Genomic DNA, 12,188 nt, shown 5'->3' with positions numbered 1-12,188 from the left:
TGACCGGGCACCCAGATCTCGAAGTTGCGATCCGGATTGGGTATCAGTTGCGACTAATCAATTAACCTCAGGCACTGAAATACTTTGCGGTTGGGTGGTAGGCAATGATGGCCGTGGTGGACTGCTCTGGGTAGAGCTGTTCGCTTTCGTCAATGGTCATGCCGATTTGTTCGGCCTTGAGTAGCTCTAGCTGAATGGGCTGGTCATCCATATTGGGGCAGGCCGGGTAGCCAAAGCTATAGCGCGACCCCTGGTAGCGCTGCTGAAGAATCTCGCGCAGAGTTTCAGGCTCTAACGCCCCAAAACCCAGTTCGCGCCGAATGCGGGCGTGACACCATTCCGCCATCGCCTCTGCCGTCTGCACCGACAGACCGTAGTAGTAGAGGTAGTCGGTGTACTGGTCGGCCTTAAACAGCGTCTGGGCAAACTCCGTGGCGATCTCGCCTACCGTCACCGCCTGCATGGGGAACACGTCGAACTCCCCTGGTTTCGCCAGTTCTTTCGGCAAGAAGAAGTCAGCAATGCAGAGCCGCCGCAACGATTTTTGCCGGGGGAAGGTAAACGTGGCGATGGGGTCTGGGTGGATGGGTGGATGGGTGGATGGGTGGATGGGTGCATCCATCACCGACGGATCGTAGATGTGCAGCGAATTACCTTCGGCCAGACAGGGGAAGTAGCCGTAGACCAATTGGGGATGCAGCAGGTCTTCCGCCAGGATGCGCGCTTTCCAGGTATCCAGAATGGGGTGGACGGTTTCTTTCAGAAACGCATCGTATTCTTCGCGGGATTGCTCCTGAGGCTTACGGAACTGCCACTGACCCACAAATAGCGCCTGCAAGTCCAAGTAGCCAAACACCTCCTCCAGCGAGATATCTGCCGGAGTTAGAACCCGAGTACCCCAGAAGGGCGGCGTGGGGCGGGCGATCGCGGGGTCAACGGCCTCGGAGCGGGTGGTATCTTCAGAATTTTGGACTTGGGATTTGGGATTTGGGATTGTTGGGGAGTCAGTGCTGGCAGGGGCCTCAGCGGCCTCCCCTCCTGGGAGGGGCAGGGGTGGGTTCTCCGGGGAAGGATCTGCATCGACTTCATCCAAAAACCCGCTCAGGTCATCCCAATTTCCTGCCGCCTTGGCGGGCATGAGTTTGTCCATAAAGTGCAGGTCAGAGAAGGCATCTTTACCGTAGACGACCTTGCCCTTGTAGGTTTTCTGGCAGTCTTCGTGGACAAATTTGGGGGTCAGTGCCGCGCCGCCGAGGATGACGGGGACAGTGATGCCCTCCTGGTTGAAGGTCTCCAGGTTGTCTTTCATGAAAGCGGTGGATTTGACCAGCAGGCCGCTCATGGCGATGCAGTCGGCGTGGTGTTCCCGATAGGCCTGGATGATCGCATCCACGGGCTGTTTGATGCCCAGGTTGACCACCTTGTAGCCGTTGTTCGACAGGATGATATCGACCAGGTTTTTGCCGATGTCGTGAACGTCGCCCTTGACCGTGGCGATGATGAAGGTGCCCTTGCCGGAGCCGTCGCTGTCGGCTTTTTCCATGTAGGGTTCGAGGTAGGCCACGGCGGCTTTCATGGTCTGGGCCGATTGCAGCACAAAGGGCAGCTGCATTTGCCCCGAGCCAAACAGTTCGCCCACCACCTTCATGCCGTCGAGCAAAAAGGTGTTGATGATTTCCAGCGGCGGGTAGGTTTCCAGCGCTTTGGCCAGGGCGTCGTCGAGGCCGATGCGTTCGCCGTCGATGATGTGCTGCTTAAGCTGCTCGTCGATGGGCAGATCTTTGGCGATCGCCTCTTTTTTCTTCAGGCTCTTGCCCTCGAACAGGGTGGTGAGCTTGGTCAGTGGGTCGTAGGAGACAATGTCGCCGTCAAACTCGCGGCGATCGTAGATTAGGTCGCGGCAGACTTTTTGGTGGTCGGGGTCAATTTTCGCCAGAGGAAGAATCTTGGCGGCGCTGACGATCGCCCCATCCAGCCCCACCTGCATGGCCTCATGCAAAAATACCGAGTTGAGGGTGACGCGGGCCACCGGACTGAGGCCAAAGGAGACATTCGACACCCCCAGCATGATGTGGCTGCCGGGCAGGTTTTCGCGAATTAGCCGAATCGATTCCAAGGTTTCGCGCCCGTTTACCCGGTCTTCTTCGATGCCCGTCGAGATCGGCAGGGCCAGGGTGTCAAAGAAAATCTCGTGGGCAGGCAGGCCATACTCTAGGGCGTCGCGGTAGGCGCGCTGGGCAATTTGGAACTTCTTTTCTGCCGTGCGAGCCATGCCGTCTTCATCAATGGTGCCGACGACGATGCCTGCACCGTACTTCTTGGCTAGCTCCAGCACTTTAAAGAAGCGTTCGTCGCCGTCTTCGTAGTTGGTGGAGTTGAGGATGCACTTACCCCCGGCTACCTTCAGGCCCGCCTCCATCTTTTGCCACTCGGTGGAGTCGAGCATCAGCGGCAGGGTGACGTTGGTGACCAGGCGCGACACCAGCTCGTGCATGTCCCGTTCGCCGTCGCGGCCCACGTAGTCCACGTTCACATCGAGGACGTGGGCACCCTCTTTGACCTGCGATCGCGCCAAAGCCACCAGCCCGTCCCAATCCTCCGCATTCAGCATCTCGCGGCACTTCTTCGAACCGCTGGCGTTGAGCCGTTCGCCCACGATGAGGAAAGAATTATCTTGGTCGTAGGGCTGGGGACTGTAGATCGAGGCGGCGGCGGGGGTGTAGTTGAGGGCAGGCCGTGGGTCGGGTAGGGGCGCACCATGGTGCGCCCCTACGGTTAACCCCCGCACAGGCCGTTCCTTGGGCCGCAAATCCTTCGCCAGCTCCGCCAGTTGGGCAATGTGCTCCGGCCTGGTGCCGCAGCAGCCGCCGATCACCTGTACGCCCAGGTCTTCGATGAAGTGCATCAGCGACATCCGCAACTCCATCGGGGTGAGGCGATAGACAGCGTGGCCGCCCACATTCTCGGGCAGACCGGCGTTGGGGATGCAGGAGATCACAAAGGGCGACTGTTCGGCCAGGTGGCGGACGTGGTCTTTCATCAAATCGGGGCCGGTGGCGCAGTTGAGGCCCAGGATGTCGATCGGGTAGGGTTCCAAAATCGCCAGGGCCGCCGCCATTTCGGTGCCCACCAGCATGGTGCCCTGCTGCTCCATGGTGACGGAGACCATCAGCGGCAGGCGCTTGCCCGTGGCGACAAAGGCTTCTTCAATACCGTTGAGGGCAGCTTTGATTTGCAGTACGTCTTGGCAGGTTTCGACCAGCATCAGGTCAACGCCGCCGTCAATCAGCCCCTTCGCCTGATCGACGTAAGAGTCTTTGAGGGTGTCGAAGTCGATATGGCCGAGGGTAGGCAGCTTTGTGCCCGGCCCCATGGAACCGGCCACAAACCGGGGCTTCTCGGCGGTGGAATATTCGTCGGCGACGCGGCGGGCCAGGGCGGCGGCGGTTTTGTTCAGTTCGTAGGCGCGATCGGCTAGGTCATACTCGGCCAGCACGATCGCCGTGCCGCCAAAGGTGTCGGTTTCAATCACGTCGGCCCCGGCTTCTAGAAAGCCCCGGTGGACGGTTTCCACCGCTTTAGGATTAGTGAATACCAGGTATTCGTTGCAGCCTTCGTACTCGGGGCCGCCAAAGTCGTCTGCGGTCAGGTTTTGTACCTGGATGTTGGTGCCCATGGCCCCATCAAAGACTATAACCGGGCGATCGGGGCTGTGGAGGCGATCGAGAAAGGCGCTAGACATGGGGCGTTAGAACGGAATGGCAACAGAGATCACCTATTATCAACCATTGCCCCCTCAGAACGCATCCGAAAACCAGCTTCCCAAGCCTACAGATTGATTAGATGGGTCAAGGTTTAGCGCGGATCGATGGAGGGTGCCCGATCGACTAGACGAATTTGGTTTTGCCGCTCAACCACCGTGACCAGGGGCAGTGGTTTACGGGCTGGCCCTCGCAGCACCCGTCCCTCAGCATCAAACTTCGAGCCGTGGCAGGGGCAGGCAAAACGATTTTGGTCGGCTTGCCAGTTGACGGCGCAGCCCCGGTGGGGGCAGACAGGGCGAATGCCATAGGGCGCAATGGCTGGCCCTGACTGAATCACCAGGTAGGTAACGCTGGGTAAGCCTTGCACCGGCTGGGGAACCCCCGGCGTAGTGGTGGGTAAAAAGGTATCGACGGCGATCGCATCCCCCGCCCCATCTAGCGCCTGCACTCCTGGCAAGTAGTCGAGACAGCGAGAATTCAGCGGAAACATCGAGCACAGGTCTTCAAGATCTTGACCTACCGCAGTCTGGGGCCGCGAGAACACCATGGCGATCGCCCCCAGGCCACCCCCAGCCATATATCGGAGCAGCTGCCGGCGGCTGCGAAGCAACTGACTAGGCCGGAGATCTGGAGAATGGGTCATAGTAATCAAATTACCTGGTGAATGGCCTGGAAGTTGCCTGACGATGGCCTACTCCCTAGGGTCAGGCTAACGAACAATGGTGTTCTCGGCAAAAGTCGGGCTAAGGGGAAGGTTTTGGGTACCGGGTTTTGGGTACCGGGTTTTGGGTACCGGGTTTCGGGTACTGGTTCTAGGTCTCAGGCTTCGGCTAAAAGAATTCGCCCTCACCTGACACCTGACACCTTTTATTCGGGTCACCCCTCCATCCAAGGGCTTCTTACTATATGCTTTGACTGTAGCTATTTGGCATGATTTAACATCACAATGGGCAGACTCACCACCCACGTACTCGACACAGCCCTGGGTAAGCCCGCCGCCTCAATGCGGCTCACAGTCTGGGCCATTAATAAAGAGGCCGATATCAAAACGGCGCTCACAACGGTTGAAACCAACAGCGATGGGCGCACCGATCAGCCGCTCCTAGAAGGCGACGAGCTGCACAAAGGCACCTACGAGATCACCTTTGATGTGGCCGCCTACTTTGCCACAACTGGCGCAGCCTTGTCTGACCCACCGTTTTTAGATCAAATTCCTGTTCGCTTTACGGTGGCTGACCCCAGCGGCAACTTTCACGTGCCGCTACTGGTGTCACCTTGGTCATACAGCACCTACCGGGGCAGCTAGCGCCCAGGCCGTTGAATAATTTTCTCCATTACCCGCTGTTTGGTTTTGGGGTCGATGCCAAATAGCCGCACGTAGTCTTGGTCATAGTCGTCTAGGCAGCGCTCTAGGGTCGAGCGGGCGCTGGCGGCATCTTGGCTAGGGATGGGAGGACCACTCTGCCAGGCATTGGTTTGAAAGCGGCGCTGATCGACGTGCTCTAATCCCAGGCGATACCCTTGGGCTAGCAAGGCATTGATCTGGTCTTGCACATCGGGGGGAAGCGTGGATGAGTGGGAGGGCGGATGGGTAGAGGTGTGGGGCGTGGGAGGTAAGGGGCACTGGGGGGCGTCGCCATTACCGTTGCGGCTCACGTCGGTCGTGGCAGCATCGGCGACAGGGACGGCACCAGCGCTAGGCGCATGAGCTTCGGGGTCGTAGGCGTGGTAGACACTGCCCGTTGGGGGGGCTGATGCTGGATTTCCTTGCAGAACGCGGTTGTACTCGTTGGCAAGGCGCATGTCATCGACCCGGCGCTGTTCGCGCACCAGGCGATCGCCCACTTCGATCAAATGCGACAGGCTAAAGTCGGGCTTGCGAAAGCTGGGCGGCGTGGTGGTGTTGACCACGCTGCGGGAAACATTTTCGAGCCCTACAGAATAGATAAAGTCGCGGATCTGCTCGTTGTAGATCTGAGCGCGCACGGCCCCAAAAAAATCGATCGCCTGGGTAGGAAACGTATCGACCAGCATCGTCACATCTTGAGAGGAGAGGCCGTCGGGAGCAAAGATGCCACCGACAATGCCAATGCGATCGTCTCGATCGGGCTGCCAGTAAAACTTATCCATGCGGCCGTCGCGAATCAGTGGCGCGTAGAGGGTAGAGAGGTCGTTGCCAGTCAGAATAATCGGCACCCGCTGAAGCTCGGTCTCGTCGTAGCTGCCCGGCAGCTGAACATTGGTGGGGTTGTCGGCAATGTTCATCAGGGTGTTGTTCACCAGCTGAGTGTTGACGGTATATTGCGTCAGCGCGTCAAAGCGGCCCGCCCCGGCGTCAATGTCGTTGATCATCAGCACCGCCATTTTGCCCCGCACCCGCACCAGCTCAGCGGCTTCCCGGTAGCGCAGGCGAATCAGGCGGGCCGGGTCGCCCGCGTCGGGGCTTTCGAGTTCGCCCCCGGAGATATGCACCACCTCGACCCCCATGCGCTCGTACAGCAGCTCACACTGAAAGGTCTTACCTTCACCCTTGCGACCGTGCACCCCCAGCAGCAGCGGAATTTTAACCTCCGGCAGCTTCAGGTAGTTTTTGGTGATGTGCACCGCCAGCTTTTCGAGAAACCGGGGGGAAAGATAATAAGCCATGGAGGGGGAAAGCAATGAAATGGCCAGAGAGCGTAGATCAGCGTTTTAAGGATTGCTAAGGCGATCCCATGCATTTGATGAAAATGCTAGCGGTATCAACATTTACATTATCCCGCAGTGGGGTGCGGGGGATGGTTCAAAAGGCTGAAGGGGGCCATAAGCGATCGCTATGGATGGTAGCTATAGGAGGCGGGGGTGCCCCTAGGTCTCTGCCGGAGCGGCAGGCAGCGTGGTCTTAAACAGGTGCAGCACCTGCCCCCAAGCGTCGCGGGCGGCCTCCGCCTGGTAGCTGTAGCGCTGATCACAGAAGAAGCCATGCTCGGCATTGGGGTAGCGAAAGATCTGGTGGGGCACGCCCTGGGCTTGTAGCGCCGCCTCCATTTGATCGATTTCCTCAGCAGCAATCAGCGGATCTTTTTCGCCAAAGAAGCCGTAGACCGTGCCGGCGATCTCGGCGGTGCGGCTGAGGGTGGGAGCACCGCCGCCGGGGCTCATCGTGGCTATGCCCGCCCCATAGAACGACGCCGTCGCTTTAACCTCCGGCAGGGTGGCGGCCAGGTAGGCGACATGACCGCCAAAGCAAAAGCCAATGCAGCCAACACCCTCGGCAATCACGTTGGTTTTGCCGTAGAGGTAGGCGATCGCGCCCCGCACATCTGCCAGCAGTTCCTCCGCCGTCGTCCCCTGCTTATAACGGCGGCCCAATTCTAAATCTTCAGCGGTGTAGCCCGCCTCAAAGCCAGGGGCCTGGCGGTGGTAGAGGTGAGGGGCGATCGCCACGTAACCAGCACCCGCCAACCGCTCAGCCACCTCACGAATATGGCTGTTGACTCCAAACACTTCTTGCATCACCACCACAGCACCCCACCGTCCAGGGCGCGAGGGCTCAGCCAGGTAGGCCAAAATCTCCCGATCACCGCTAGAAATTGTGATGGTCTCGGTGCGTACTAGAGATGTCATAACAAGCTAGTCCGTATCAATCACCCCTACCTTAGCGTCGGGGTGGCTACAATTGTCAAAAATCATTGCGGTGGCCCGAGTAAACCCATAAAAGCCAGCGACTTTTCTAGAATCGTCCTAAATTGACAGTACAGCCGGTGTATATAGTCCTGAGTGCGACCTTGTCACAGGTTTGACCTTGTAAGGGCACAATGGTTTGTCTGGCAACAGCCTGGAGGTAGATGGTGGTGCAGTTTCATATTCAGCCCGATAGCGAAATACCGGCGTCGACCCAGCTCTATGACCAGATCTGGTTTGCGATCGCCTCGCGGCAATATCCGCCTGGCTATCGACTGCCTAGCACTCGGCAGTTGGCCATGCAGACGGGCCTGCACCGCAATACGATCAGTAAGGTCTACCGCCAGCTCGAAGACGCTGGGGTAGTTGAGGCCATGCCAGGCTCGGGCATCTACGTGCGCGAGCAAAACAGCACCGAAAGCGCCCGCCCCCAAACCATGCTGTGGGCCGAGTTTCCCCAGGCCCGAGACGTCGTTGAGACGGGGCTAGACGAGCTGCTGCGCCAGGGCTGCTCGCTTAACCAGGCCCGCGAGCTGTTCTTAGCCGAAATCGACTGGCGGCTGCGCTGTAGCGCTCGGGTGCTGGTCACCGCCCCCAGTCAAGACATTGGGGCTGGTCAGCTCATGGTGCGGGAGCTAGAGAGTGCTCTACACATTCCAGTACAGCTGGTGCCCCTCGAAGAACTCGACACGATTTTGGCCCAGACCCGCTCGGGCACGGTGGTGACTAGCCGCTACTTTATTAGTGAAGCCGAGGCGATCGCGGCTCCCAAATCAGTGCGGGTGATTCCGGTCGATATCTACGACTACAAAAAAGAGTTGGGCCTGCTGAAGGATCTGCCCAAGGGCACCTGCCTGGGCATGGTCAGCGTCAGCACCGGCATTTTGCGGGCGGCGGAGGTGATTAGCTACAGCCTACGGGGTGACGAAATTCTGCTGATGTCGGCCCAGACCGACGACCCCTACAAACTCAATGCCGTCATCCACAGCGCCCAAACCATTGTGGTATTTGATGAGGCCAGCCTGCCCACGGTCAAAGAGGCGATCGCCGAAGCCCGCGAAGACCTGATTCGTCCCCCCAAGCTGATCGTCTGCGACAACTACATCGGCGAAAAATCAATTCTGCTGCTGAAGCGTGAGCTGGGACTAGATTAATGGATGAACGGATCGACGGTAGGTTTTCAGCCTTCTACAGTTGAGCCAAACCCAGTTATTCCCGCTAAACCTCAAGCTGTACGGTCGTAATCCCCTGGCGGAGCGGCTGCTGTTGCTGGCTCCACACCTGCTTCACCAACGGCCCCACTACGGGGGCTAGCGAGCTTAGGCCCTGGCGGAGCAGTGCGAAGCGGCGTAGCTGTTCGCCTCGGCTAGCTTCGTGGGCCTGGAGCGCTTGCGCCTGAATGATTTCCGGTTCTCGTTCGGCTTGAATCTGGGCGATCGCCCCGTCGATTGCCGCTGCCTCAACGGCTCCCTCTAGCTTGAGCGGCGGCACCAGGTGGTTAGCCGCGACAATCACATCCCGCAGGGCCAGGTTAATGCCCTGGGCGCGCACGGGCGACATGGGGTGGGCCGCATCGCCCAGCAGCAGCAGGCCGGGTCGGTGCCAGCGGGGGCACCGACCGACCAGTACCGACAGCCGTAGGGGTGGCGAAATGGCGTCCTCTGCCGCCCGAAAGTGTTCGACTAGGGCCGGGGGTACCAGAGCGGCAAAGGTAGTCGCCCAATCCTGCTGTAGCGTTGGTTCTTCCGGCGCGATCGCCCAGGCCAGGTGCAGTTTGCCAACTTCGGCCCCGTGAAAGAGGCTAAACACCCGCCCGTCTTTTACCACCGTACAGAAGCAGTTGTCGACTGCGTAGTCTGGCGGGGCAGGCAGCTTAAACCACAGTACGTCAGTACTTTTAGGCTGAGTGTCTAGGGTAAGCCCAGCTTTTTGGCGCATCGCCGAGGCCCGACCATCGGCACCAATGACGAGGTCGGCCGCTAGGCTACGGCCATCCACCAGCTGTACCCCGGCGACTCGATCGTTCTGCCAGAGCAGATCCTTTACTGCCGTGCCAGCGATCCAATCAAAGTCGGGTTGGGATTGGGCGGCCTGCACTAGGGCCGTCAGCAGGGGCGGCTGAGCGACCAGGGTACAGGGTCGATCTGCACCCAGCGGCTCATCGGCGCGAAACAGGCGGCGATCGTTGAGCCAGAATTCCCAGGCGCTCAGGGGCCGGTGAGGGATGGTGTCTAGCAGGGCGTCGAGGCCCATCTGGTGCAGGGCATTAAGGCCGCTGGGCATTAACCCCTCGCCGCGAAACTGGCGCTGAAAGTCGCGGGTGGCTTCAACTAGGGTGACGGAGATGCCGCGCTGGGCCAGCACCAGAGCCAGGGTTGCCCCGGTGGGGCCAGCGCCAACGATGACCACTTTGGGCATAGGTGTCTTTGTGCCAGAAACTTCGTTCAGGATAGCGCTCTGCTGCGAGACGTAGGGTGGGCAATGCCCACCGCTGATCTGGGCAAAAGCATTGACTGTGGCGGCGCACAATTGGGATCAAAGCTAAATCTACTGCTGGGGCCATTTCGCTGGCTCCAGACCCCCATCGACAAGGACGTTCCGTCGTCCTTGTCCTCACGGAAAGGAGCGATCGATCATCGGTTTAAACCTCTGTTCTGCCGAGGAATCTGTTGGTGATCATCATCCCTGCGATTCTTTCCCCTGCTTCTGTTTTTCGGCAGCTGTCCCATTCAAAATCTAAACTCGCTCTACCGATCGAGGGAATCGTACTGTTCGCCGACCCAGGGCATGCTGGCTAGGTCTTCGAAGCTGACTTGGCGATCTTTTTCTAGCACTTCAATGCGGCGTTTTTCGGCGTAGATTTGCCGCTGGTACTCGGTAAACAGCTCCGGGGCGGTGGTGCAATCGGTCTTTTCCCATAGGGCGAGAAAGTGGCGGTAGCGCTTTTCGCAGAGGTTTTTTTCCATGCAAGCAGCGGCGGCGCGGATGACTAGGGGGGCGCGCAGGATGTCGCGCTTGGTCTTTTCGCTCAGGTGCATGAGGGCCTGTAGGGGCGTGGTGGCCAGGCCGGTATCAGCTAGTTGGTTACGCAGCAGGTTGACCAGGTCAACCCTGGGGTCGTCGTGGTCACTCAACAGACGCTGCATCTGCCGCCATAGGGCACGGTGGTGGGAATAGCTAAACTGCAAGTCACGGTCTTCGAGCACCTGGCGAATCTCGTCGCGGTGGCTAGCGGCGTGGAGAAAAATACGCAGCAGAGCAGCCTCGGCCTGCTCTAGGGAACTGGCGCTGGGGGTAGGAGTGGGAGCAGCACGGGTAGGTGCTTCTGAGGAGGTGCTGCGGCGCTGGCGGCGCACCTGGGTAACCAAGTTTTCGGCCAACAGGGGCACCAAGCGACTGTCGCCGTTGCTAAAGATTTCGGCGCAGTAGCGCACGTAGTGAGTGCGGGTGTCGGCATTGGCAATCTCGCTGAGCAGTTTTACCACCGCCTGGCTGGTCTGCTGAAACTGGTCGGCCTGGCGTAGGTCTTTGCCACCGATCAGGTTGTGAATTTGCCAGTCAATCCAGAGGGGGGCAGCTTCGATCAGGTCGCGGTAGGCGGCGGCACTGTGGTGCCGCAAAAACTCGTCGGGGTCTTTGCCGTCGGGAATGTTGAGCACCCGCAGCTGCACGTCCCCCCGGTAGGCCATGTCTTCGACTTCACCGATCGCCCGCTGGGCCGCCTTTACCCCGGCGGCATCGGCGTCAAAGTTGAGCAAAATTTGCTTCGATTCGGTGTAGCGCAGCAGCTGACGCACCTGGGCGGCATTGAGCGCCGTACCCAAAGCGGCGACAGAGTTTTCTAACCCAGCCGCGTGGAGGGCAATCACGTCGAAGTAGCCCTCGACCACAATGGCGCGATCGTCCTTGGCGATCGCCGCTCGGGCTAGATCTAGCCCGTAGAGGGTTTTTCCCTTGTCAAATAGCTCAGTATCAGGAGAATTTAAGTACTTGGGTTTCTCATCGCCGAGGGCGCGGCCACCAAAGCCAATCACCCGGCTCTGGCCGTCGCGAATGGGAATCATCAGGCGATCGCGAAATCGGTCGTAGTAGCCGTCGCCCTTTTGCCGAGGCACCACCAAACCGGCTTGCTCAACCAGGTTCACGGGGTAGTGCTTTTGCTCCACCAGGTAGCCGTAGAGGGTTTGCCAGCCCCCTGGCGCAAACCCCAACTGAAACTGCTGAATGGTGGTGTCGCTCAGGCCCCGCTCGTACAGGTAGGCCAAGGCAGGAGCCCCGTCAATCTGCTGCAGGGCGTGCTCGTAAAATTTTGCGGTTAGCGCCAAAACTTCGTAGAGCTGCTCCCGCAGAGTGAGCTGCCGCTGAAGCTCTTGGCGCTTAGCTGGCTCTAGGGTCGTGACCGGCACCTGGTAGCGCTGGGCCAGATCGAGCACTACATCGGCAAAGGAGCGCTTGTTCAGCTCCATTAAAAACTTAAAGGCGTTGCCCCCGGCCCCACAGGAAAAGCAGTAGTAGAACTGCTTACTGGGGCTGACGCTAAAGCTGGGCGATTTGTCTTCGTGGAAAGGGCAGAGGCCAACAAAGTCTTTGCCCTGCTTTTTCAGCACCACATGCTGGGAAACCACATCGACAATATCGGCGCGATCGCGCACTGCCTCGATGGTGTCAGGGTGAAGTCGGGGAGTATCCATAGCGCTAGGGCTGGGCTAGTAGCGGGGGCGAGCCACTAGATGTTGAGAAGTGGATTGATTGTAGCCCATG

General features: G+C 59.2%; 8 protein-coding genes. 2 read left to right on the top strand and 6 right to left on the bottom strand.

Features of this window, described 5'->3' with window-relative positions; translation table 11 throughout:
* Positions 1 to 67: 67 nt before the first annotated feature.
* Together metH and RRF56_RS19390 are read right to left on the bottom strand one after the other, a co-directional pair.
* The gene (metH, locus tag RRF56_RS19395) at positions 68 to 3,742 is read right to left on the bottom strand and encodes a methionine synthase (protein ID WP_317034805.1); all 3,675 of its coding nucleotides are present in this window, start codon (positions 3,740 to 3,742) and stop codon (positions 68 to 70) included.
* A gap of 113 nt (positions 3,743 to 3,855) precedes the next feature.
* A complete protein-coding gene (locus tag RRF56_RS19390) occupies positions 3,856 to 4,407 on the bottom strand; it encodes a Rieske 2Fe-2S domain-containing protein (protein WP_317034804.1) in 552 nt (183 codons plus the stop codon).
* 303 nt (positions 4,408 to 4,710) lie between these two features.
* On the opposite strand from RRF56_RS19390, the gene uraH reads away from it, so the two are divergent.
* Positions 4,711 to 5,070 (top strand): hydroxyisourate hydrolase, encoded by a 360-nt coding sequence (gene uraH / locus RRF56_RS19385; protein ID WP_317034803.1) that lies wholly within the window; start codon positions 4,711 to 4,713, stop codon positions 5,068 to 5,070.
* Here uraH and RRF56_RS19380 read toward each other — a convergent pair.
* Complete coding sequence (locus tag RRF56_RS19380) at positions 5,067 to 6,410, bottom strand: ribulose bisphosphate carboxylase small subunit (protein ID WP_317034802.1); 1,344 nt, start codon at positions 6,408 to 6,410, stop codon at positions 5,067 to 5,069. The two genes, uraH and RRF56_RS19380, sit on opposite strands and share 4 nt — an antisense overlap.
* A gap of 201 nt (positions 6,411 to 6,611) precedes the next feature.
* Entirely contained in the window at positions 6,612 to 7,370 is a 759-nt protein-coding gene (locus tag RRF56_RS19375) for a dienelactone hydrolase family protein (protein WP_317034801.1), read from the bottom strand.
* A 224-nt stretch (positions 7,371 to 7,594) separates the two neighbouring features.
* Here RRF56_RS19375 and RRF56_RS19370 point away from each other — a divergent pair, with 224 nt between their 5' ends.
* The gene (locus tag RRF56_RS19370) at positions 7,595 to 8,581 is read left to right on the top strand and encodes a GntR family transcriptional regulator (RefSeq protein WP_410510643.1); all 987 of its coding nucleotides are present in this window, start codon (positions 7,595 to 7,597) and stop codon (positions 8,579 to 8,581) included.
* Between the two features lie 64 nt (positions 8,582 to 8,645).
* Here RRF56_RS19370 and RRF56_RS19365 read toward each other — a convergent pair whose 3' ends face one another.
* Positions 8,646 to 9,845: an FAD-dependent oxidoreductase gene (locus tag RRF56_RS19365; protein WP_317034799.1), complete on the bottom strand. Its 1,200-nt coding sequence runs from the start codon at positions 9,843 to 9,845 to the stop codon at positions 8,646 to 8,648.
* Between the two features lie 329 nt (positions 9,846 to 10,174).
* Positions 10,175 to 12,118, bottom strand: a complete 1,944-nt coding sequence (gene dnaG / locus RRF56_RS19360; protein ID WP_317034798.1) for a DNA primase — start codon at positions 12,116 to 12,118, stop codon at positions 10,175 to 10,177.
* Between the last annotated feature and the right edge of the window lie 70 nt (positions 12,119 to 12,188).

Origin of the sequence: Nodosilinea sp. E11, assembly GCF_032813545.1 — a bacterium.
Lineage (GTDB): Bacteria > Cyanobacteriota > Cyanobacteriia > Phormidesmidales > Phormidesmidaceae > Nodosilinea.
Note: the sequence above shows the minus strand (reverse complement) of the source record. Positions and strands in the feature narration are given on the sequence as shown.

Coding starts and splice junctions, on each gene's coding strand:
- metH (WP_317034805.1), bottom strand. CDS start 3,742: ATGTCTAGCGCCTTTCTCGATCGCCTCCACAGCCCCGATCGCCCGGTT.
- RRF56_RS19390 (WP_317034804.1), bottom strand. CDS start 4,407: ATGACCCATTCTCCAGATCTCCGGCCTAGTCAGTTGCTTCGCAGCCGC.
- uraH (WP_317034803.1), top strand. CDS start 4,711: ATGGGCAGACTCACCACCCACGTACTCGACACAGCCCTGGGTAAGCCC.
- RRF56_RS19380 (WP_317034802.1), bottom strand. CDS start 6,410: ATGGCTTATTATCTTTCCCCCCGGTTTCTCGAAAAGCTGGCGGTGCAC.
- RRF56_RS19375 (WP_317034801.1), bottom strand. CDS start 7,370: ATGACATCTCTAGTACGCACCGAGACCATCACAATTTCTAGCGGTGAT.
- RRF56_RS19365 (WP_317034799.1), bottom strand. CDS start 9,845: ATGCCCAAAGTGGTCATCGTTGGCGCTGGCCCCACCGGGGCAACCCTG.
- dnaG (WP_317034798.1), bottom strand. CDS start 12,118: ATGGATACTCCCCGACTTCACCCTGACACCATCGAGGCAGTGCGCGAT.